A 20,274-nucleotide genomic window follows, 5' to 3' on the forward strand; every position below is an offset into this window, starting at 1 on the left:
GCCCTCACCGGCAAACCATGAACACACCCAAGGGCTGCCAATCACAGCCCACAATGGTGACGCGGGGTGGAGCAGCCCGGTAGCTCGTCAGGCTCATAACCTGAAGGTCGCAGGTTCAAATCCTGCCCCCGCAACCACACAACCACAACCACACACACACACAACGCCCCGCCAAAAACGCGGGGCTTTTTTGTGTCCGGGCGGCGGAGTTTCCGCCAGTGCCAGTGCGGCTATCGCGCGCCCAGATCGCCTTTGCCGATGGTTCCGGCGGCCATTTCCATCATCTTGTCCAGGCTGCGTCTGGCTTGCAGGCGCAGGCCTTCCTCGATCTCGATCCGCGGCTTGAGGTCGCGCAGGGCGAGGTAGAGTTTTTCCAGCGTGTTGAGCGCCATGTAGGGGCAGATGTTGCAGTTGCAGTTGCCGTCTGCACCGGGTGCACCAATGAAGGTCTTGTGCGGCAGCGCCTTTTCCATCTGGTGGATGATGTGCGGTTCGGTCGCTACGATCAGCGTGTCGCCGGGGAACGATTTGGCGAAGTTCAGGATGCCGCTGGTCGAGCCGACGTAATCAGCATGGTCGATGATGGTCGGCGGGCATTCGGGATGGGCCGCCACCGGCGCGCCGGGATGCTGCGCTTTCAGCTTGAGCAATTCGGTTTCGGAAAACGCCTCATGGACGATGCACACGCCCGGCCAGAGCAGCATTTCGCGATCGAACTTGCGGTTGAGGTAGCCGCCCAGATGGCGGTCGGGACCGAAGATAATCTTCTGGTCGGCCGGGATCTGCGCGAGAATCGTTTCCGCGCTGGACGATGTCACGATCACGTCCGACAGGGCTTTCACCTCGGTCGAGCAATTGATGTAGGTCAGCGCGATATGATCGGGATGCGCTTCGCGGAACGCCTTGAACTTTTCCGGCGGGCACGCGTCTTCGAGGCTGCACCCGGCGTTCAGGTCCGGCAGCACGACGATCTTTTCCGGTGCCAGGATCTTGGCGGTTTCAGCCATGAACTTCACGCCGCAGAACGCGATCACTTCCGCATCGGTGGCGGCGGCCTTTTTCGACAATTCCAGACTGTCACCGATATAGTCGGCCAGATCCTGGATTTCGGGGCTTTGGTAGTAATGCGCCAGAATCACCGCGTTGCGTTCTTTGCGCAGGCGGTCGATCTCGGCCCGCAGGTCAAGGCCGGTAAGGTTGGTCGGCTGGGCGGTCATTGGCGCAGATCCCTTATGCTGGGCAGACGCGAAAACGTGCGTCGTCACGTTGCCAATATGGGGACGATCATCGTGCGGCAAGAGCCGTTGCATAGGCAATAACGACTGGTGACAGCGCCGAGAGCACGATTGCCGCATGGACAGCTACCACAATTGCGCTGGCCCACCACAAGGCCGGGTGCACGCGGCCGCTGAACTTTTGGTCATGGCGCATCGCAATGGCCAGCACCGCCAGTTGCAGCGCCATGACCGTCCATTCGCTCCACGCGCCCAACAGCGGCATGGGCAGCAGCCGGCCCAGTGCGGGTTCCATGATGATGACCAGCGCCGCCAGCATCAGGCGGCGGTGCCATTCCGTTTTCCGCCGCAATGCGATGGCCCACAGCACCGTGGCCGAAAACGCAATGCCTTCAATATGGGTAAGGGCAAGGAAATAGGGATCGCTGAAGATGGGCGGTACCCGGCCCAGTGTCACGGCCATCTGTCCCGTATAGGCAGAAAGCGGGGCGATCAGCAGCGCCAGCCCCAGCCCGGCCCACCCCAGCTTGCGGTGGAGCGCCAGCGCGCCCGAATTGGCGAGCGCGTTCTGCGTCACGAACAGCGCCAGCCAGCCGATCATCACGATGCCGTGCAAGTGAACCCAGATTGGCACCGCGCTGACATCGACAAATCCGCGCGCGCTCCACTGGATAAAGCCCAGCACGATGACGGCGCAGATGCCGATTGCCATGCGCAGGAAAAAGACCTGATCGGCCCGATAACGCTGAGCTGGTTTCAGCCCCGAAGGTGCAACAGTGGCCACAAACGTTTCCCCCTCCCGCGCGACCCGGTAGAGCGTGGATGATGCACCGCATCGGCGCTGCGGGCAAGCGGGGTGCTAGGGCGCCGCTTCTCCATCGAACCGGACCGTGACCGTGACCGGGCCATACCCCGCCACTTCCAGCGGGATCGTCAGGTTCTGCCGCACGGCATCGCGCGCGGCGCTGCGGGCCAGGTCAAGCAGCTGCGGATTGGCAGCGGCCGCGCGCGCCTGTCGTTCAGCCAGCAGGGTGTTGTCGCGGTTCAGTTTGGCCTGCGCCTCACGGGTGATGAACACCCCTTCGCGCAAGTACTGGGCGTTGGCCTCGTCAAGGTTGGGCTTGCCCACGGAGACTGGCGGCAGGCGCACATCGAGCCGTCTGGTCGCTGCGTCCCATTTCATCCGGTCCGCGCCGATGTTCGACAGGTCCAGCGTATAATCCACCCGTGCCGGGATCACCGCGATTTGCCGGGTTTGCAGCAGCCCACCGATCCGCACATCACTGGCGGAAACGACCGGGGCCAGCTGCGCGGAAAAGACCGTCAGGCTGTTCTGCCGTTCAAACGCGGCCAGACTGGTGGCGATCGGATCGCCGATGTCCTGCGGGCCGAACCGGTCCCACGCCAGCCAGCCGGACGTTGCCAGCGCGGCGATCGCCAGCAGCCAGGGCAGGCGCGCGGTTTCGCGGATGACGGTCAGGCGTTGAGGGACCACGTTTCGTCCTCCGTGTGCACCCGGCCCTTGTTTTCCAGATCGATCAGGTGCGCCAGGACCGAGCGGCCAGCCGCCCCGGTCAGGCGCGGGTCCAGCCCTTTATACATGGCATCGACCATCGCGGGAATGGTCTGCGGTGTCTCGCCTAGCAGCCGCAGGATCTGCGCCTCGCGCTGGCGGCGGTGGCCCAGCATTCCGCGCACCAGCTGGCGCGGCTTTTCCACGGCGGGACCGTGGGCGGGGTAATAGACCGTGTCGTCCCGGTCATAAAGCTTTTGCAGGCTGGCCATATAAGCGCTCATGTCCCCGTCCGGGGGCGATACGACGCTGGTGGACCAGGCCATGATATGGTCCCCGGTGAACAGCGCGCCGCTTTCCAGTACGCTGTAGCACAAGTGGTTGCTGGTATGGCCGGGGGTGGCCACGGCCGCAATTGTCCAGTCCGGTCCGCTGATCCGTTCGCCATCCGCCAGCACCCGGTCGGGGACGTAATCGGGATCGAACGCGGCGTCGGCGCGCGGGCCGTCATCATCCAGCGAGAGCGCCGCGCAGCCGATGATCGACGCCCCGGTGGCGGCTTTCAGGGCGCGGGACGCCGGGCTGTGGTCGCGGTGGGTGTGGGTGCACAGGATCGCGGTGACGCGGGCATCGCCGACGGCAGCCAGAATCGCTTCGACATGGCCTTCGCCTGCCGTATCGGCGTGTCCGGCGACGCCGGTTCCAGCCGGGCCGGGATCGATCACCGCCACCTCAGCGCCGGCGCCGACGATGTAGGTTTGCGTGCCGGTGTAGGTATAGGGCGATGGATTGGGGGCCAGCACGCGCCGCACCAGCGGTTCGCACTGTTCGGACAGGCCGGTCGGCCAGGGCTTGGGCGGTGCATTCATAAGACTGCATATGGCCGCTCACCGCCCCCTCGCCAAGCCCCGGCACCCGCGTTAGGTATTGTGGCAAAGGGAGAGACTGCATGACTGCCAGTGGCGAGCTGATCCTGGTGCTTGACGCCGGCACCACCTCCACCCGCGCGATCCTGTTTGCGCGCGGTGGCGCAATGCGCGCGGTGGCACAGGCCGAACTGACCCAGCATTACCCGCAGGCCGGATGGGTGGAACACGACGCGGGCGAGATCTGGGACAAGACATTGGCCGCCGCGCGCGATGTAATCGGGCAGGTCGGCGGGGCGGACAAAGTCGCCGCCATCGGCATCACGAACCAGCGCGAAACGGTGGTGGCTTGGGACAAGGCTACCGGCGAGCCGCTGCACCACGCACTGGTCTGGCAGGACCGGCGCACCGCCGATGCCTGCGCGGCCTTGAAAAACGCAGGGCAGGAACCGGTGGTGCAGGCGGCCACCGGGCTGCTGCTCGATCCCTATTTTTCCGCCACCAAGATGCGCTGGCTGGTCGATAATGTGCCGGCCGTGCGCGCTGCCGCGGCGGCCGGGCGGCTGGCGCTGGGCACGGTCGAAAGCTGGCTGGTGTGGAAGCTGACCGGCGGCGCGCACATGACCGATGCCAGCAATGCCAGCCGGACGCTGCTGCTGCCGCTGGACGGCGCCAGCTGGGACGATGGGCTGTGCGATCTGTTCGGCGTGCCGCGCAGCGCGCTGGGCGAAGTGGTCGACAACGCGGGGCTGTTCGGACTGACCGATCCGGCGCTGCTGGGCCGCGCGATCCCGATCACGGGGCTGGCCGGGGACCAGCAGAGCGCCACGATCGGGCAAGGGTGCCTGGCCCCCGGCGAAACCAAGGCGACGTTCGGCACTGGCGCGTTCGTGCTGGCCAATATGGGCGATGCTTTGCCGCGTTCGGGCAACCGGCTGCTGGGCACGGTGCTGTATCAGCTGGGCGGCCGCCGCGCCTATGCACTGGAAGGATCGGTGTTCGTGGCGGGCAGCCTGATCAAGTGGCTGCGCGACGGGTTGGGCGTGATCGCCAGCGCCGGGGAGAGCGAGGCGCTGGCCCGGTCGGTGCCGGACAGCGGCGGGGTGGTGATCGTGCCGGCGCTGTCCGGGCTGGGCGCACCGCACTGGCGGCCGGAAGCCCGCGGGGTGATCACGGGGCTGAGCTTTTCAACCACCCGCGCCCATCTGGTTCGCGCCGCGCTGGAAGCGATGGCGCTCCAGACGCAGGATCTGGCGAGCGCTTTTGCCGCTGACGGTGCGGCGTGGACCGCGCTGCGGATCGACGGCGGGATGAGCGCGAATGACTGGATGGCGCAGGATCTGGCCGATGTGCTGCAAGTGCCGGTGGAGCGGCCCGACTTTGTCGAAACGACCGCCCTGGGTGCGGCGATGCTGGCCAGCGTCGGGGCAGCGCTGCATCCGACTTTGCAGGCGGCAGCGGATACGATGCGCGGCGCGGTGCGGACTTTCGCGCCGGGGGCAGCACTGCTGCCGGAACGCCGCGCCGCGTGGGAGCGGGCGCTGGCCGCGAGTTAGACTGGAGCCACCAGTCCCAGCCGTTCGCGCAGCCTGGCGATCGCGCTGGGGGTGGCCGCATCACGTTCGCGCCAGCCGTTGTCGAGCCGTTTCAGCCGGGCGTGGAACCGTTCCGTGGCCCGGATCAGTTCGCTGGTCTGGGGCGGCAGCAGGGCCAGACGGTCAGGATCGCTTTGCGGAAAATCGGTCAGCCGCCCATAGCGGCGCAGCTGGAATTCGCTGAGCTCGCCGTTGAAAAAAGCGCGGTGGTTCAGCAGCCAGGCGACCGCGTGCATCATCCGGGTGGTCGTGCGCAGCGCCTCGCACGACAGCGCCAGCCGAACCTCGTCATCCTCACCCGCCGCAGCGTCGATCCGTCCCGACAGCGCGAACGCGCCGCGCACTTCGTCCGACAGGACGAGTGACTCGCAATACAGCCCCTCGATTATCCGGGGATTGATGCTGGCGGCGGTTCCCATGGCCAATGCGGTTGGGCCGAAAATCACGGTTTGCCAACTGGCGCACCGGGGAATTTGCCCGGCAATTTCAAGCTGTCCCGCAGGGGGACGATTCGGTGCGCGGCGGCCCGGTCAGGACTGACCCGAACCCTCGTTTGTTATCAACACCTCAGGCGATGATATCGGGGATCAGATAGTCCTCGATCAGCGCCATCTGGTCTTTCAGGCGCAGTTTGCGTTTTTTCAGGCGTGCGATCTGCAATTGGTCGGTGCTGCCCGCCGCCGTCAACGCATCGATTGCCGCATCAAGATCCCGATGTTCGATCCGGAGCACTTCCAGACGCTTGCGCATCTCTTCTTCGTTCACACACGCACTCCCCGAACACCGGACACCAAAACTAACGCAACTGCGGTGCTCCGGCCAGAGTCCGCCCTGTCTTCTGCCCGTCCGTCGCGGTGCGGCGTCACCCTGCCGCAAGCTTCAAACGAATGCGCTTCGCAAGATAGGCTTAATATGCTTGCATGACAATTGCACTGACCCCCTGCGGGCTGCGAGTCGGACCCGTCTGGTGGTTTTGCCAGCCCTGGGGCTGTATCCCCGGGCAAACCGATGGAGGTACGTCGATGGAACAGTCGCATGTCAGCGCATTGCAGCTCAAGCACGCCGGAATCGAACGCAAGATCCACGAAGAACTGAGCCGACCGATGCCTGATCTGGCGATGGTGCAAGCACTCAAGAAGCAAAAGCTGAGGCTGAAGGAAGCGATCACCCACGTCTGATGCACAACCGGTTTCCGGGTGGGCGAAAGGACCGCCGCCCGGAGGCCGGAGCATTACCGAAAGCCATCCCAGCCACCTGATTTCATCAATTCGTATTTTCGCGCCCGCATGCGTTCCCAATGCCGGTGCTTTGGGCTAGCTTGATTGCATGCCCACTCCCGCAGTTTCCGCCGCCCGGACGATCCTGACCCGCCTGCATGATGTCATGGCATCGCGCAACCACGCCCAGGCCAAGCTGAACACCGTCGTCGAAGTGATCGGGGAAAGCCTCAACAGCGAGGTTTGCTCGATCTACCTGCTGCGCGAAGGGATGCTGGAACTGTTCGCCACGCGCGGGCTGGCGCAGGAGGCGGTTCACTTCACGCGGATGGCCATTGGCGAAGGGCTGGTCGGCACGATCGCGCAGGACAGCGAGATGCTGAACCTGGCCGAGGCCACGGCCCATCCGGACTTTTCCTATCGCCCCGAAACCGGCGAAGACAAGTTTCACTCGTTCGCGGGCGTTCCGATCGTGCGGCGCGAACGCGCGGTGGGTGTGCTCTGCGTCCAGCATGCCGATCCGCGCCGGTATGAGGAAGTGGAGATCGAGGCGCTCCAGACCGTGGCGATGGTGCTGTCCGAACTGATCGCCAACGCCGAACTGGTGGACGATGAGGAAGTCGCCAGCCTGTCACCCCAGCTGACCGGGCCGCACCGGTTGCAGGGGCTGGTGCTGGTCAAGGGACTGGCGGCGGGCGCAGCGGTGTTTCACCAGCCGCGGATCACCATCGAACACGTCATGGCCGAAGATCGCGATGCGGAATTGCAGCGCGTCTATCTGGCGTTTGACAAGATGCGCGAACAGATCGACCGGATGGCCAGCCAGGCCGAATTCGGGGTGGGGGGAGAGCATGAGGAAGTGCTCGAAACCTACAAGATGTTTGCCTACGACGAAGGCTGGAGCCGCCGGATCATCGAGGCGATCGACAGCGGGCTGACCGCCGAAGCCGCGATCGAGCGTGTGCAGCAGCGCACCCGGATGCGGATGCGGCAGATCGACGATCCGCTGCTGGCCGACCGGATGCACGATCTGGAAGACCTGTCGAACCGGTTGCTGCGGATCGTGTCGGGGCAGATGGGCACGGCGGCCAGCATGGGGCTGCGTGGGGATTCGATCCTGATCGCGCGCAATCTGGGACCGGCCGAGCTGCTGGAATACGACAAGCGCCGGCTCAAGGGCGTAATCCTCGAAGAAGGCTCGCTGACCGCGCACGTCGTGATCGTGGCGCGGGCGATGGGCATTCCGGTGCTGGGCCGGGTCCGGTCGCTGCGCGGGATGGTGCGCGAAGGGGATCAGTTGCTGCTGGACGGCGATCAGGGCAGCGCCACCATCCGGCCCCTGCCTGCGATGGCCGAGGCGTTCGAGGCGCGCTTTGCCAAGACCAAGGAGCGCCAGGCGGCCTATGCCGCGCTGCGCGACGTTGAGCCGTTCACCCGCGACGGGACGCGGATCACCGTGATGATGAACGCGGGTCTGCGCGACGACATGCCCAATCTGGCGCTGACCGGGGCGGACGGGGTGGGGTTGTTCCGCACCGAGTTCCAGTTTCTGGTATCCGCCACGCTGCCCGCACGGGAACGCCAGACCCGGCTCTACCGCGATGTGCTGGATTCGGCCGGGGGCAAGCCGGTGGTGTTCCGCACGATCGACATCGGCGGCGACAAGGTACTGCCCTATCTGCGCCACAACGACGGCGAGCAGGAGGAAAACCCGGCGATGGGCTGGCGCGCCCTGCGCGTCGCGCTCGAACGGGAAGGGCTGCTGAAAGTCCAGGCCCGCGCGATGCTGGAAGCCGCCGCTGGCCGCACGCTCAACGTCATGTTCCCGATGGTGGCCGAACCGTGGGAATTCGAAGCCGCGCGCGCCGTGTTCGAAGGGCAGCGATTGTTCCTGAAGGGCCAGAAGAAACAGCTGCCCGAAGTGATCCGGTATGGTGCGATGCTGGAAGTGCCGGCCTTGGCGGAACAACTGGATGTGCTGGCACCGGATCTGTCGTTCCTGTCGATCGGGACCAATGACCTGACCCAGTTCCTGTTTGCCGCCGATCGGTCGCACCCCAAGCTGGCTGAGCGGTATGACTGGCTTAGCCCGGCGATCCTGCGGTTCCTGCGCCGGGTGCAACTGACGGTCGCGGGTTATGACATTGATGTCACCGTCTGCGGCGAAATGGGCGGGCGGCGGCTGGAGGCACTGGCGCTGTTGGGGATCGGCCTGCGGCGGCTGTCGATCACGCCTGCGGCGGTCGGGCCGATCAAGGAACTGGTCCGCAAGGTCGACCTCGCCGAAATCACCGAGGTCATGAACCGGTGGCTCTCCGCCCCGCCGCCAAACCTCCGCGCCGCGCTGACCGAATGGGCGCAGGAGCGCGGGATCGATGCCGATTGAGCATTGGCGTACTGCAGGAGACACTCCGGTCCATCATGTTTTCGGCGCGTTCCGCCGATGGGGCCGACAGATCGCCGGAAATCCCGTTGACTTTGGGTTACAATAGGGTTTCTTCCCAGCGCATACGCAAATCTTAGCGGTCGCAAACAATCGGGGTCGGAATGGCGGAAGAAGAAGTCGCCGGGGCTGAACTGCCTCTGGACAGCGCTGGCGCAAAGCTGCTGCGCGCGCGCGAGGCGGCAGGTCTTACCCAGGCCGAGCTGTCGGCGATCACGCGTATTCCGGCACGGTCGCTGGCGGCGATCGAAGCCGGTAATTTTGCGGCGCTGCCTGCGCGGATGTATGCGGTGGGGTTTTCGCGGACCTATGCCCGCGCGGTGGGGCTCGATGAACAGGCCATCGTCGCGGAAGTCCGCGCCGAAATGGCAGCCCAGCTGCCCGATGATGCCCGCCGCGCGGCAGTGACGTTCGAACCGGGTGATCCGGCGCGGGTGCCCAGTCCGCAAGTGGCCTGGCTGGCTGCGCTGGCGGCTGTCGTGGTGCTGCTGCTCGTCTATGCGTTCTGGCGCAGCTATCTGGCCCCGGCCGGGGCGCTGCCATCGCTGCTGCCGACCGACCAGCCAGCGGAAGGTGTGCCAGCCGCGGCCGCTCCGGTCGCAGCGCCTGCGCAGCAAGCCGCTGGCGGACCGGTCGTTTTCACGGCGCTGGAACAGGGCGTCTGGGTCAAGTTCTATGATGGCGCAGGCAACCAGTTGCTGCAAAAGGAACTGGCGCTGGGGGAAAGCTATACCGTGCCGTCCGGCATGGCCGACGTCCAGCTGTGGACTGCGCGGCCCAATGCCCTGGGCGTGACGATTGGCGGGCAGGCCGTGCCCAAGCTGTCGGACGTCCAGAAAACCATGAAGGATGTCCCGGTGACGGCAGTCGCGCTGCTCGCGCGCGGCGCTGCACCAGCGGTCGTGCCCGCAACCACACCGGACGCGGCTGCACCGATCCGGGCGGTGCAACGCAGCCAGCCTGCGCCGCGCCGGACCGCAGCGCCAGCCACCCGGCCAGCTGCGGGCAGCGGTGATGGCGAACAGGCCGCACCGGTGCCGTCACCGGCTGCCACCCCGGCAGATCCGGTTACAGCACCGCCGAACACCGGGCTCTGACCCTGATTTGCGGATAGCTTGGCGCGGCGGCTCGACACTGCGGGCAGACTGGGGCAAGACTGAACTATCACGGTTAATCGCGCGTTCGTGTTGGTTGCGGCATCGTCCGCACGTGCGAAGCCACTGACGGACAGGATGGAATGACGAAACTCCACTGGGCAATGCGGCCGCTGCTGGCCGGGATCGTGCTGGCAATGGCTGCTCCGGGTGCGGCGCAATCCGCCGGCGATTCCGCAGGCGATGTCCGCTTGCGCAAGCTTGAGGCGGAAGTGGCGGCGTTGCAGCGTCAGGTCTTCCCCGGCGGCGATGGCAAGTATTTCGCCCCGCTGGTCCAGCCGGGCCAGGCTGTAAGCACGACAACCGGCACCCCCGCGACTACGCCCGTGACGGATCTGCTGGTGCGGATGGACGCAATCGAGGCGCAGCTGGCGCGGATTACCGCCCAGAACGAGGAAACGCAGAACAAGCTGGCCCAGTTCGAAGCGCGGCTGGCCGCCCTGTCAGCCGCTGCCGCCAGTTCGCCGACCACTGCCGGACCGCCAGCACCGGCGGCGACAACCCCTGCCACCGGGGCGACAGTCGGGGCGACCACGGCGACCAACCTGACGGCGATGACCGGCGGCGCATCGGCCACCAAGCCCGCCACGCCGGCAGCGACGAAGCCTGCAACCGCGACCCCGGCCACCACCCCGGCCAAACCCTCGGCTGCCGCCGCTGATCGGGTCGCCGCCGTGAAGGCCGTGCAGAAGCCCGCCACCGCCGACGCAGGCGATGATGAATACACTTATGGCTTCCGCCTGTGGGAGGCCAGATTCTATCCTGAAGCACAGCAGCAGCTGAAGCTGTATCTGCAAAAATATCCCAGACATGGCCGCAGCAGCCATGCCCGCAACCTGCTGGGCCGGACCTATCTGGACGAAGGCAATCCGCGCGAAGCGGCGAGCTGGTTCCTGCAAAACTATCAGGCTGGCAAGACCGGTGATCGCGCACCCGACAGCCTGTTGTTCCTGGCCGAGGCGATGGGCCGGTTGAAGGACACCAACCGGGCCTGTGTGGCGCTGGCGCAGTTCGTGGACGATTATCCGCGCGAGGCGACCGGGCGGCTGAAGACCCAGTATGACGCGACCCGCGCCAAGGTGAAGTGCAACTGATCCAGCGGTTCGCCGCTGATCTGGCCGCGCTCTGGCCCGGCGGCGGGCGGCTGGCGCTGGCCGTGTCGGGCGGGCCGGACAGTCTGGCATTGCTGTTATTGGCCCACCGGGCCTTGCCGGGGCAGGTGGCGGCGGCGACCGTCGATCATGGCTTGCGGACCGAAAGCGCGGCCGAAGCGGCGCAAGTCGCGGCAATCTGCGGGGATCTGGGGGTGCCGCATCACACGCTGACGGTGACCGTCGCGGCTGGCAACCTTCAGACTGCGGCGCGCGCGGCGCGCTATGCCGCGCTGGCGGAGTGGATGCAGCTGCATGATCTGGCTGCCCTCTCCACCGCGCACCATGCTGACGATCAGGCGGAAACACTGTTGTTGCGGCTCAATCGGGCCAGCGGGGTGGCCGGACTGGCCGGGGTGCGCGCGCGCAGCGCGGTGCCGGGCACGCGGTTGCCGCTGCTGCGTCCGCTGCTGGGCTGGCGGCGGGCGGAACTCGGCGCCGTTGTCGCCGAGGCGGGGCAGCTCGCGGCGGACGACCCGTCGAACCGCGACGACCGGTTCGACCGGGCGCGCCTGCGCAAGGCGCTGGCCGGTGCGGATTGGCTGGATATTCTGGCACTGGCGCAAAGCGCAGCCCATCTGGCCGATGCCGATGCCGCGCTGGACTGGGCAGCGGCGCGCGAATGGGCAGAGCAGGTTGAGCGCACGGCCATGGGGCTGACCTATCGCCCGCAAGCGCCGCGCGCGGTGGCGCTGCGGGTGCTGGCGCGGATCATTACGGAACTGGACGGCGAAGCACCGCGCGGCAGCGGGGTTGCCCGCCTGTTCGACACGTTGCTGGCCCGCCAGCCCGGCTCGATCGGCGGACTGGTTGCCCGCGCGTTGCCGGGTGGGTGGAGTTTTGCCAAAGCGCCGCAGCGCCGCAGCTAGCGGCGCGGCTGCAATCCGTTCTGCTGCATCCGCCAGAGCAGCTGATCGAACCGGTCCTGCCCGAAGAACGGCTCGTCGTTGAACACCATCAGCGGCACCCCGTAATGCCCGCTCTCACGCTGCTGCCCCTCGTTCTGGCGCAGCGCGGCGTCGATCCGGGCTTCATCGGCAAGGATCGCCGCATCCATTTCGGCCAGGTCGCAGCCGATCGCGGCAACCGCCCGCGCCAGATGATCGTCCTCATGCCAGTTGTCGGTCTGGCCGTTCCACAGCAGCGTGCTGACCGCCGACAGCAACGCCAGACCCTGTCCGCGCTCCGCCGCCAGCTGGCCCAGGCGGCACAGCCGGTGAATATGGGGCTGCTCGGTGGGGTACGTGCGCGTGGCAAAGTCCATCACCACCGGATCGGGGCGCGGCCAGCGCAGCGGCATGCCCAGATATTCGGCGCTGCGGCGGCAGTCGCGCATCAGATAGCTGGTCCACAGCGGATCGGCATTGGCGAAGAAATCCGGCTGGCGCACCGCGATGGGCGTTACCACTTTGACATGCACCGCCGCGTCCCAGTCCCGCTCCAGCGCGGCCAGCCGCGGGGTGACCAGATAGCTGTAGGGCGAACGGAACGACCAGTAGAGGTCAACGGTCAGGGTCATGGACTGGTTCTCCCGGTAGTTTTGCAAATGCTGGAATTGTGCTTGCTCAAGGTCAATGGGCAGCTATTAATCGTGCGATTAAATTGTGGGAGAATTGAGCGATGTCGCCGTTTCGTGATGGAATCCTGGAAGGCAAGGTGGCCTTCGTTGCTGGCGGAACCAGCGGGATCAACCTTGGCATCGCCAAGCGTTATGCCCAGCTCGGTGCCAAAGTTGCGGTGTGCGGCCGCAACCCGGAAAAAGCCGCCCATGCGGCGGCGGAAATCGGGGAAGGGGCGCTGGGCCTGTCGGCCGATGTGCGCGATTACGGCGCGATTCGCGCGGCGATGGAAGAGGTGCGCGGGCGGCTGGGGCCGATGGACATCGTCGTGTCCGGGGCAGCGGGCAACTTCCTTGCGCCGGTGCTGGGGATGAGCGCCAATGCCTTCAAGACCGTGATCGACATCGACCTCAACGGCACGTTCAATGTGTTTCGGGGGTGCCATGACCTGCTCAACCTGCCCGGCGCGTCGCTGATCGCGATCACGGCGGGACAGGCGGTCAACGCGGTGCAGCTGCAGGCCCATGCCTGCGCGGCGAAGGCCGGGATCAATCAGCTGGTCCGGGTGCTGGCGCTGGAATGGGGACCGGACGTGCGCGTCAACGGGATCTCGCCCGGCCCGATCGAAGGGACCGAGGGGATGGCCCGGCTCGCGCCCGACAGCTCGACCAAGGCGAAGCATTTTGACCGGATCGCAATGAAGCGCTGGGGTTACATCGAGGAAATCGCCGAGTGTGCGGTGTTCCTCAGCAGCGATGCGGCGAAGTACGTGACCGGCACGATCCTGGATTGCGACGGAGGCAGCCAGATCGGCGACGCGACCCAGCGCAGTGTGGACAAGGGGCTGGCCTGATCCAGGCCCTGCTGTGGCCGGGCGGCCCCTGCCCGGCCATCAGGTGCCCGGCCATCAGCTACCGGTCAGCGAATCCCCTTTGCCGATCCGCTTGCCGCGCGTGATATAGACCTGATCCCCCAGCTTCGCGGCACCGAACAGCTTTTTCGCAAACGGGGTTGGCACGCCGACGCAGCCGTGGCTGGCGTAGCCTTTTTCAACGGTGGTGCCGTGGATGGCGATGCCATCGTTGGTCAGGCGCAGGGTAAAGGGCATCGGCGCGCCATCATAGATGCTGGAATAGTGCTCGGCCTTTTTCCACATCACCGGGAACACGCCCAGCGGGGTGGGCTTTTCCTGCGTGCCCAGCAACACGGCGGTTGCGCCGATTTCATAGCCGCCCCGGAACACGGACAATACCCGCGCTTCCAGATCGACGGTCATCACCAACGGGCCGTCAGGCGCGCCAGCTTCGTCCCAGTGAAACTCGCCGTATTTGATCGGCCCGGTGATCGGCAGCACGCGCTTGATCACAAAGCGTTCGTCGCGCGGCTTTGGCGGCTGGGCGACGGCGGGCGCCGGTCCGGCCTTGGCAAAGTTTGCAGAATCGATTTCGGCGGGCAGGGTCTGCGCGGTCGCTCCCGGTTCCTGGACCAGCAAGGCACCAGCAGCGACCGACAAGGCCACAAAGCCCCCGATCATCACAGTAGCAGCGTTGAGCTTCAGGCCCATCGGTTCCCTCGCGTGGATTTGTTCAGCACGGTCCCTAGAACCCGCAGCAGGCTGAATGCCAGCCCCCATTTCGCAGCGTTCCGCACCGGGACTGGCTAACGCGGAAAGGTTAACGGCCCGCTCTAACTGCGCTGCCGGCCCGTCACGCCCATCGGGCGCGGATCATACCGGCGGCGCGGCATTCGCACGGCGGGGGATGGCGGCACGATCCCCAGCACGCGGGGATGATAGTGTTCGAACGGCTGGGCCTTGCCGAACAGCCAGCCCTGAACCATCCGGCAGCCATCGCTGCGCAGCTGGATCAGTTGATCGCGGTCTTCCACGCCTTCGGCCAGGGTGCACATCCCCAACTGGTTGGCCAGCGCGATCACCGCCCCGACGATGGCCCGCGATTCCGAACGTGTGATCAGATCGTTCACGAACCGGCGGTCGATCTTGATCTTGTCGAACGGGAACGTGAGCAAATAGTTGAGCGAGGCGTAGCCGGTGCCAAAATCATCCAGCGCAATCGTCACGCCCAGATCGTGCAGCCGGTTGAGCAGCAAGATATTCGCTTCCGAATTGTTGAGCAGCACGCCTTCGGTGATTTCAAATTCCACCCGGCCCGGCGCAATCCCGCTTTCGGCCAGCGCGTTGACGATCATCGGCAGCAGCTTGGCACTGCCGAACTGGACGGGTGAGAGGTTGATCGAGATCGTCTCTGCCCCCGGCCAGGTGGCCGCTTCGGCAAAGGCGGTGCGGATCACCCATTCGCCGATGCCCACGATCAGGCCGGTTTCCTCGGCAATCGAGATGAAGCTGTCGGGCATGACCAGCCCGCGTTCCGGGTGCTGCCAGCGCAACAGGGCTTCGTATCCGGTCACGCCTTCGCTGGCGACATCGACCAGCGGTTGCAGGAACAGGCGCAGTTCGCCGCGCGCCACAGCATGACGCAAGTCGCGGGCCAGGGAATGGCGTTCGTGCAGGGCGGCATCCATCCCCGGTTCGAACATTTCCCAGATCCCGCGTTCGCTGCGCTTGGCGGCGGACAGCGCGATATCGGCATAGGAGAACAGCTGCTGCCTGGATTCGGTGTGGAAGGGGGCCAGCGCGATGCCGATCGAGATCGATGTCGGCAGTTCCTGGCCTTCGACCGTGATCGGCCGGGCCATGTTGGCCAGCACCTGCTGCGCCAGCCGGACCGCATGATCGCAGGCATCCGCGCCGCAGGTCAGGATCGCGAATTCATCACCGCCCAGCCGGGCGACCAGCCGCTGGGTGCCGCCCAGCCCGCTGGCCGCCACAATGTCGGTCAGGCGCAGGGCAACCTTGCGCAGATAGGCATCGCCGCCGGGGTGGCCAAACTCGTCGTTGATCGCCTTGAAGTGATCGACGTCGATGTGGATCAGCGCGATGCCATCGGCGGGATCGCGGCCGTCCAGCATTTCGGCCAGGGTCGAATCGCACAGCGCGCGATTGGGCAGACCGGTCAGCGCATCATAGTGCGCCATCTGACGCGCGCGGGTTTCGGCCTGGTGGCGGCTGGTCACATCGCTGACGACCCCGCGAAACGCAATTTGCTCTCCGGGCGAGATGTAAGTCGGACGACCGCTGATCGACCACCAGCGGGGGGAATCGTCGCTGCTGTCCGCGAGCCGCAGGATTGCGTGGCGCAGCGGTTGGCGGCGTGCGAGGGTCGTGATGAGGGTATCACGGATCGCATCGGCAGCGAACAGATCGGCAAATGGCAGACCATGCAAGTCGGCCGCCGCGCGCCCGACGGCAGCGGCAAACCGGGGCGAGACCTTGACCAGCCGGTGCCGCTCATCCAGTTCGAACAGCCAGTCCGAGCCGGACGCTTCATATTCGTTCAGCAGCAGCTTCACCGTGCGCGCGCTGGTGGCCAGTTCGCGGTCGGACAGCACGCGGGTAATGAACAGGTCGTGCGCGGCAAAGGCCATGCGGATGAGCAGCCCGCTCGCCGTCAGCAAGACGATCACGGCCGCCGCCGCAGTGGGCGAGCCGTGCCGCAGCAAGCCGATGGCAAGGCCCAGCGCCTGAAGCGAAATATTCGCCGCCGCCGCCCACGGCAGCGTCCGCACCATATAGGCCGCCGCCGCGATCTGGGTCACGCCGCAGATCGCCAGCAACAATTGGCCGCCCGGTGTGATGCCGGGAAACCACAGCGCCAGCGGGATCGCGATGTTCGCACCCTGCCAGATGCTGCTGAGGTGAAACGCGCGCATCATCTTGGCGGTGCGCTTGCGGCGGCGTCCGCGTTCGATCCCTTCGGACAGCCACAGCCGGTGGAAGCCCGCCAGCGCGGTCGAACCGGCAAACAGCCCCAGTTGCAGCGTCGGGACATTGCCATACAGGACGATCAGGATGACGGCGGCGTTCAGCAACGAACCCAGCACCAGCGGCCGGACAATCCGGATATGCGCGCTCACCAGCCGGTTATCGACCCAATCGCGCAGTTCTGCTGGAATGGCGGTGCGCAGCACCGCCTTCGGGCTTACCATGTCCTTGCGCGCATCCTTAAGAGTTCCGGCGGGACTCGCAGCATAGTAAGATTGAGTGAACTTAGTTCTAGCGCACATGCCTTCCAGGTGGTTAATCCGGTACCAAAGGAGAATGTGTGATGCGCCTCAAGACTTTTGCTGTGTCGCTGGCGGTGCTGGCAGCCGGGACCGCGCCGCTGGCCGCAAAAACCGCGCCGCTGGCGGCCTACCCGCTGGCTGAAGCGCAAGTGCTCGACCTGTCGAAGCAGCTGATTGCGCTGCGCACGGTGCGCGGCGCAGGCAACCAGACGGGTGCGGCGCTGGAACTGGTCAAGGCCGCGCTGGTGGCGGGCGGCTGGCGCGCGGATCAGGTGGAAATCACGCCGGTGGACGATACCGCCTATTTCATCGCGACCTGGCCGGGCAGCGATCCGAAGCTGAAACCGCTGGTGATTTCCGGACACATGGACGTGGTGGAAGCCGATCCGGAGGACTGGACCCGCGATCCGTTCACGCCGATCGTGGAAAACGGCTATCTGTTCGGGCGCGGGTCGAGCGACATGAAGTTCGATGCGGCGATGGCCGCGTCCAGCCTGATCGAACTGCGCCGTCAGGGCTATCGCCCCAAGCGCACGATCATCCTGCAATTTTCCGGCGATGAAGAAACCACGATGAAGACCAGCCGGATCGTGGCCGAGCGATTGAAGCACGCCGAAATGGTGATCAACATCGACGGCGGCGGCGGCACGCTGGAAGAAGGCACGGGCAAGCCGCTGTACTGGACCTGGCAGGGCGCGGAAAAGACCTACAACGATTACCTGCTGGAAGTGACCAATCCGGGCGGCCACAGCTCCGCCCCGCGCCCCGACAACGCGATCGTGCAGCTGGCCACCGCGCTGGAACGGATCGGCAGCTATCGCTTTGCGCCCGAACTCAGCCCGCTGACCAAGGCCTATTTCGAGCAGGCCGCGCAGTTTGAAACCGATCCGCAGCTGGCCGGCGCAATGCGGGCGTTTGCTGCGAATCCCGGCGACGCAGCGGCGCTGGCCACGCTGCGCGCCAATCAGGCCTATGTCGGCAAAGTCGGCACGACCTGCGTTGCCACGATGGTTGGCGGCGGCCATGCCCAGAATGCGCTGCCGCAGCGCGCCACCGCGAACGTCAATTGCCGGATCTTTCCGGGCCACAGCCGCGAGGAAATCCGCGCGGAACTGGAGCGGGTCGCGGCGATGCCGGGGCTGAAAATCAGCGATGCGACCGGCGATGAATCGGTCGCTTCGCCCGCCTCGCCGATGCGCACCGATTTTGTCAGCGCAGTGACCAAGGCGCTGGGCAAGGCCCGCCCGGGCACGCCGATCTTCCCGTCACAGGCGTCGGGCGCGACGGATTCGATGTGGTACCGGGCGCTGGGGGTCGACAGCTATGGTGCCAGCGCGACGTTCAGCAAGGATTCGGACGATTACGCCCACGGCCTGAATGAACGCGTGGCGCTGTCCAATATCAAGCCGGGGCTGGTCTATTACCTCAGCCTGCTGACCGACCTGTCGAAATAAGCGCATCGAGGACGGAGCGGGCAATCGCGCCTGCTTCGTCCGCGCTGAACGCCTCTGGCGAGAGGCCCACTGGAGACAGGCAAAGCTCCAGCCACAATCCGTCGACCAGCGCCGTGATCGCGATAGCCGCATGGCGCAGCCGCGCGGCGGGCAGGCCGCATTCGGCCAGCAAGGCTTCCAGCCGCGCCCGGAACGCGGCGTATTGCTCGTCATGCTGGCGGGCAATGTCGGGGCGGGACCGCACCAGGCTCCAGAACGCGGTCCACGTGGCGAGCAGTTCGCCGCTGGCAATCGGCGGGCTGAAACTGGCCGTCACGAACGCATCGAGCCGGGCGCGCGGGTTCGGCCCGGCGACAGCGACGGCGGCGTCCAGCGCCTCGCTCACCGTGTGCTCGACATGGGCGTACGTCGCCGCGACCAGCGCGTCGATTCCGGCAAAGTAATGCCCGACCAGCCCCGGCGAAACCCCCGCCTCGACCGCGATCGCGCGCACGCTGGTGCCGCCGGTCCCCTCGCGCGCCAGCACCCGCGCGGTCGCCGCGATCAGGTCGGCGCGGCGGGCGTCGGGTTCGGACCGGCGAAAGGCGGGCGGGCGAAGGGGCGTTGCGTTGCTCACTTGCCGCAATCTAGCAGTTGTTGTACGACTGTCCAACAAGCTTTGCAGGAATCGCCGCACTCATGGGCCACCCCGACCACGCATTTGCCGAGATTGCCGCTGAAACGGCCGATCCCGACGCCGATTTCAGCCTGCCGGGGTGGATATATCACGACCCGGAATTCTTCGCGCTGGAGCAGGAGCGGATCTTTCGCCCCAGCTGGCAGATCGTCTGTCATGTGAGCGAGGTGGCCAGCCCCGGCGATTACCGCACGCTCGATTATCTGGGCGAAAGCGTCATCGTCATTCGCGGCGATGACGGGCAGGTCCGCGCCTTCACCAACGTCTGCCGCCACCGCGCGATGCGGCTGGTGGAAGGCCCTTCGGGCTGTGCCAAAAAGCTGGTCTGCCCCTATCACGCGTGGACGTTCGAACCCGACGGGCGGCTGTCGGGCGTGCCGATGAAGTCCGAATATCCTGCGCTGAAGCTGGAAGATAACGGCCTCGTCCCGGTTGCGCTGGAAGTGTGGCACGGCTTCGTGTTCGTGTGCCTCCAGCCCGAGGGCTTCCCCACGCCCGGCGAAATGATGGCCCCGTTCGAGGCGGAGATCGCGCAGTACCGGTTTGCGGACATGCAGGCCATGGGCGACGTCCGCCACCGCCCGCGCGGCGTGAACTGGAAGAACGTGGGCGACAACTATTCCGACAACCTGCACATCCCGGTGGCGCACGACGGCCTGACCCGGCTGGTCGGCAAGACCTATCGGATCGAGGCGCACGGCTATGCCGACCGGCTCTATGGCGACGTGGTGAAGAACGAGAAGCAGAACTTCTGGGAGAAGTTCTATTCCGCCCATATGCCCCGCGTTGATCACCTGCCGGACGCGGCGCATGGCCGCTGGCTCTATTTCAAGCTGTGGCCGAACATGGCGTTCGACATCTATGCCGACCAGATCGATTTCATGCAGTGGCTGCCGACCGGTCCGACCAGCTGCCTGCTGCGCGAAGTGGCCTATTGCCTGCCCGATGCCTTTACCCCGGAGAATAGGCGCCGGGAAATGAAGCTGGTGCGCTATGCCAACTGGCGGATCAACCGGGTGGTCAATCAGGAGGATACCTGGCTGATCGAGCGGGTCCAGCAAGGCATGCAGAGCCGGACCTACGGCAACGGCCCGATCGGCAAGAGCGAGGTCTGCCTGCGCAGCTTCGCCAAAAAGATCCGCACGCTGATCCCTGAAGCCCGCCAACCCTTTGCGCCCGCACCGGGCTGGAGCAAACCGGACTGATTACGCCTACCGCCGTTCGTGTCGAGCGTAGTCGAGACACGTTTGCGCCATGTGTCTCGACTA

19 protein-coding genes and 1 tRNA gene are annotated in these 20,274 nt (G+C 65.9%); 10 read left to right on the forward strand and 10 right to left on the reverse strand.

Annotated elements, in window-relative coordinates:
* Positions 1-60 precede the first annotated feature (60 nt).
* Positions 61-137, forward strand: a tRNA-Met gene (locus Q8Q53_RS11730).
* A gap of 93 nt (positions 138-230) precedes the next feature.
* Here the strand turns inward: Q8Q53_RS11730 and nadA are convergent.
* The 4 genes from nadA to Q8Q53_RS11750 form a co-directional block, all read right to left on the reverse strand.
* A complete protein-coding gene (nadA, locus tag Q8Q53_RS11735) occupies positions 231-1,217 on the reverse strand; it encodes a quinolinate synthase NadA (protein WP_305701960.1) in 987 nt (328 codons plus the stop codon).
* 67 nt (positions 1,218-1,284) lie between these two features.
* Positions 1,285-2,019: an adenylate cyclase gene (locus Q8Q53_RS11740; protein WP_305701961.1), complete on the reverse strand. Its 735-nt coding sequence runs from the start codon at positions 2,017-2,019 to the stop codon at positions 1,285-1,287.
* 75 nt (positions 2,020-2,094) lie between these two features.
* A complete protein-coding gene (locus tag Q8Q53_RS11745; protein WP_305701962.1) occupies positions 2,095-2,730 on the reverse strand; it encodes a DUF4230 domain-containing protein in 636 nt (211 codons plus the stop codon).
* Positions 2,712-3,617, reverse strand: a complete 906-nt coding sequence (locus tag Q8Q53_RS11750; RefSeq protein ID WP_305701963.1) for an MBL fold metallo-hydrolase — start codon at positions 3,615-3,617, stop codon at positions 2,712-2,714. Before Q8Q53_RS11750 ends, Q8Q53_RS11745 begins: the two co-directional genes overlap by 19 nt.
* 80 nt (positions 3,618-3,697) lie before the next feature.
* Here Q8Q53_RS11750 and glpK point away from each other — a divergent pair, with 80 nt between their 5' ends.
* On the forward strand, positions 3,698-5,170 hold the full coding sequence (gene glpK, locus Q8Q53_RS11755; RefSeq protein ID WP_305701964.1) for a glycerol kinase GlpK: 1,473 nt from the start codon (positions 3,698-3,700) through the stop codon (positions 5,168-5,170).
* Here glpK and Q8Q53_RS11760 read toward each other — a convergent pair.
* Together Q8Q53_RS11760 and Q8Q53_RS11765 are read right to left on the reverse strand one after the other, a co-directional pair.
* Positions 5,167-5,628 carry a DUF1465 family protein gene (locus Q8Q53_RS11760; RefSeq protein WP_305701965.1) on the reverse strand — a complete coding sequence of 154 codons (462 nt, stop codon included), beginning with the start codon at positions 5,626-5,628 and terminating at the stop codon, positions 5,167-5,169. The genes glpK and Q8Q53_RS11760 overlap by 4 nt on opposite strands.
* Positions 5,629-5,776: 148 nt before the next feature.
* Positions 5,777-5,974 carry a YdcH family protein gene (locus Q8Q53_RS11765; RefSeq protein ID WP_305701966.1) on the reverse strand — a complete coding sequence of 66 codons (198 nt, stop codon included), beginning with the start codon at positions 5,972-5,974 and terminating at the stop codon, positions 5,777-5,779.
* A 257-nt stretch (positions 5,975-6,231) separates the two neighbouring features.
* Here Q8Q53_RS11765 and Q8Q53_RS11770 point away from each other — a divergent pair, with 257 nt between their 5' ends.
* From Q8Q53_RS11770 to tilS, 5 genes are all read left to right on the forward strand, one after another.
* Positions 6,232-6,387 (forward strand): YdcH family protein, encoded by a 156-nt coding sequence (locus Q8Q53_RS11770; protein WP_305701967.1) that lies wholly within the window; start codon positions 6,232-6,234, stop codon positions 6,385-6,387.
* Between the two features lie 148 nt (positions 6,388-6,535).
* Positions 6,536-8,812: a phosphoenolpyruvate--protein phosphotransferase gene (gene ptsP, locus Q8Q53_RS11775; RefSeq protein WP_305701968.1), complete on the forward strand. Its 2,277-nt coding sequence runs from the start codon at positions 6,536-6,538 to the stop codon at positions 8,810-8,812.
* Between the two features lie 161 nt (positions 8,813-8,973).
* Positions 8,974-9,966 carry a helix-turn-helix domain-containing protein gene (locus Q8Q53_RS11780; RefSeq protein ID WP_305701969.1) on the forward strand — a complete coding sequence of 331 codons (993 nt, stop codon included), beginning with the start codon at positions 8,974-8,976 and terminating at the stop codon, positions 9,964-9,966.
* Between the two features lie 140 nt (positions 9,967-10,106).
* The gene (locus Q8Q53_RS11785) at positions 10,107-11,117 is read left to right on the forward strand and encodes a tol-pal system YbgF family protein (protein WP_305701970.1); all 1,011 of its coding nucleotides are present in this window, start codon (positions 10,107-10,109) and stop codon (positions 11,115-11,117) included.
* Complete coding sequence (gene tilS / locus Q8Q53_RS11790) at positions 11,108-12,043, forward strand: tRNA lysidine(34) synthetase TilS (protein WP_305701971.1); 936 nt, start codon at positions 11,108-11,110, stop codon at positions 12,041-12,043. The genes Q8Q53_RS11785 and tilS overlap by 10 nt, the downstream gene beginning before the upstream one ends.
* Here the strand turns inward: tilS and Q8Q53_RS11795 are convergent.
* The gene (locus tag Q8Q53_RS11795) at positions 12,040-12,693 is read right to left on the reverse strand and encodes a 2-hydroxychromene-2-carboxylate isomerase (protein WP_305701972.1); all 654 of its coding nucleotides are present in this window, start codon (positions 12,691-12,693) and stop codon (positions 12,040-12,042) included. The genes tilS and Q8Q53_RS11795 overlap by 4 nt on opposite strands.
* Before the next feature lie 101 nt (positions 12,694-12,794).
* On the opposite strand from Q8Q53_RS11795, the gene Q8Q53_RS11800 reads away from it, so the two are divergent.
* Positions 12,795-13,586 (forward strand): SDR family oxidoreductase, encoded by a 792-nt coding sequence (locus tag Q8Q53_RS11800; protein ID WP_305701973.1) that lies wholly within the window; start codon positions 12,795-12,797, stop codon positions 13,584-13,586.
* Positions 13,587-13,640: 54 nt separating this feature from the next.
* On the opposite strand, the gene Q8Q53_RS11805 is transcribed toward Q8Q53_RS11800, so the two are convergent.
* Together Q8Q53_RS11805 and Q8Q53_RS11810 are read right to left on the reverse strand one after the other, a co-directional pair.
* Entirely contained in the window at positions 13,641-14,297 is a 657-nt protein-coding gene (locus Q8Q53_RS11805; RefSeq protein WP_305701974.1) for a L,D-transpeptidase family protein, read from the reverse strand.
* Positions 14,298-14,419: 122 nt separating this feature from the next.
* A complete protein-coding gene (locus Q8Q53_RS11810; RefSeq protein ID WP_305701975.1) occupies positions 14,420-16,798 on the reverse strand; it encodes a bifunctional diguanylate cyclase/phosphodiesterase in 2,379 nt (792 codons plus the stop codon).
* A gap of 119 nt (positions 16,799-16,917) precedes the next feature.
* On the opposite strand from Q8Q53_RS11810, the gene Q8Q53_RS11815 reads away from it, so the two are divergent.
* Entirely contained in the window at positions 16,918-18,330 is a 1,413-nt protein-coding gene (locus tag Q8Q53_RS11815) for a M20/M25/M40 family metallo-hydrolase (RefSeq protein WP_305701976.1), read from the forward strand.
* On the opposite strand, the gene Q8Q53_RS11820 is transcribed toward Q8Q53_RS11815, so the two are convergent.
* Positions 18,302-18,946: a TetR family transcriptional regulator C-terminal domain-containing protein gene (locus Q8Q53_RS11820; protein WP_305701977.1), complete on the reverse strand. Its 645-nt coding sequence runs from the start codon at positions 18,944-18,946 to the stop codon at positions 18,302-18,304. The genes Q8Q53_RS11815 and Q8Q53_RS11820 overlap by 29 nt on opposite strands.
* A gap of 62 nt (positions 18,947-19,008) precedes the next feature.
* Between Q8Q53_RS11820 and Q8Q53_RS11825 the strand changes: the two genes are divergently transcribed.
* Complete coding sequence (locus tag Q8Q53_RS11825) at positions 19,009-20,211, forward strand: aromatic ring-hydroxylating dioxygenase subunit alpha (RefSeq protein WP_305701978.1); 1,203 nt, start codon at positions 19,009-19,011, stop codon at positions 20,209-20,211.
* The last annotated feature ends 63 nt before the right edge of the window (positions 20,212-20,274 follow it).

The organism is Novosphingobium sp. (assembly GCF_030699305.1).
Taxonomy (GTDB): Bacteria; Pseudomonadota; Alphaproteobacteria; order Sphingomonadales; family Sphingomonadaceae; genus Novosphingobium.

What these genes read in the sequence shown, in the direction of transcription:
- ptsP (WP_305701968.1), top strand. Translation starts at nt 6,536, where the DNA reads ATGCCCACTCCCGCAGTTTCCGCCGCCCGGACGATCCTGACCCGCCTG.
- nadA (WP_305701960.1), bottom strand. Translation starts at nt 1,217, where the DNA reads ATGACCGCCCAGCCGACCAACCTTACCGGCCTTGACCTGCGGGCCGAG.
- Q8Q53_RS11760 (WP_305701965.1), bottom strand. Translation starts at nt 5,628, where the DNA reads ATGGGAACCGCCGCCAGCATCAATCCCCGGATAATCGAGGGGCTGTAT.
- Q8Q53_RS11800 (WP_305701973.1), top strand. Translation starts at nt 12,795, where the DNA reads ATGTCGCCGTTTCGTGATGGAATCCTGGAAGGCAAGGTGGCCTTCGTT.
- Q8Q53_RS11825 (WP_305701978.1), top strand. Translation starts at nt 19,009, where the DNA reads ATGGGCCACCCCGACCACGCATTTGCCGAGATTGCCGCTGAAACGGCC.
- Q8Q53_RS11795 (WP_305701972.1), bottom strand. Translation starts at nt 12,693, where the DNA reads ATGACCCTGACCGTTGACCTCTACTGGTCGTTCCGTTCGCCCTACAGC.
- Q8Q53_RS11750 (WP_305701963.1), bottom strand. Translation starts at nt 3,617, where the DNA reads ATGAATGCACCGCCCAAGCCCTGGCCGACCGGCCTGTCCGAACAGTGC.
- Q8Q53_RS11780 (WP_305701969.1), top strand. Translation starts at nt 8,974, where the DNA reads ATGGCGGAAGAAGAAGTCGCCGGGGCTGAACTGCCTCTGGACAGCGCT.
- Q8Q53_RS11770 (WP_305701967.1), top strand. Translation starts at nt 6,232, where the DNA reads ATGGAACAGTCGCATGTCAGCGCATTGCAGCTCAAGCACGCCGGAATC.
- Q8Q53_RS11815 (WP_305701976.1), top strand. Translation starts at nt 16,918, where the DNA reads ATGCGCCTCAAGACTTTTGCTGTGTCGCTGGCGGTGCTGGCAGCCGGG.
- glpK (WP_305701964.1), top strand. Translation starts at nt 3,698, where the DNA reads ATGACTGCCAGTGGCGAGCTGATCCTGGTGCTTGACGCCGGCACCACC.
- Q8Q53_RS11785 (WP_305701970.1), top strand. Translation starts at nt 10,107, where the DNA reads ATGACGAAACTCCACTGGGCAATGCGGCCGCTGCTGGCCGGGATCGTG.
- Q8Q53_RS11810 (WP_305701975.1), bottom strand. Translation starts at nt 16,798, where the DNA reads ATGGTAAGCCCGAAGGCGGTGCTGCGCACCGCCATTCCAGCAGAACTG.
- Q8Q53_RS11805 (WP_305701974.1), bottom strand. Translation starts at nt 14,297, where the DNA reads ATGGGCCTGAAGCTCAACGCTGCTACTGTGATGATCGGGGGCTTTGTG.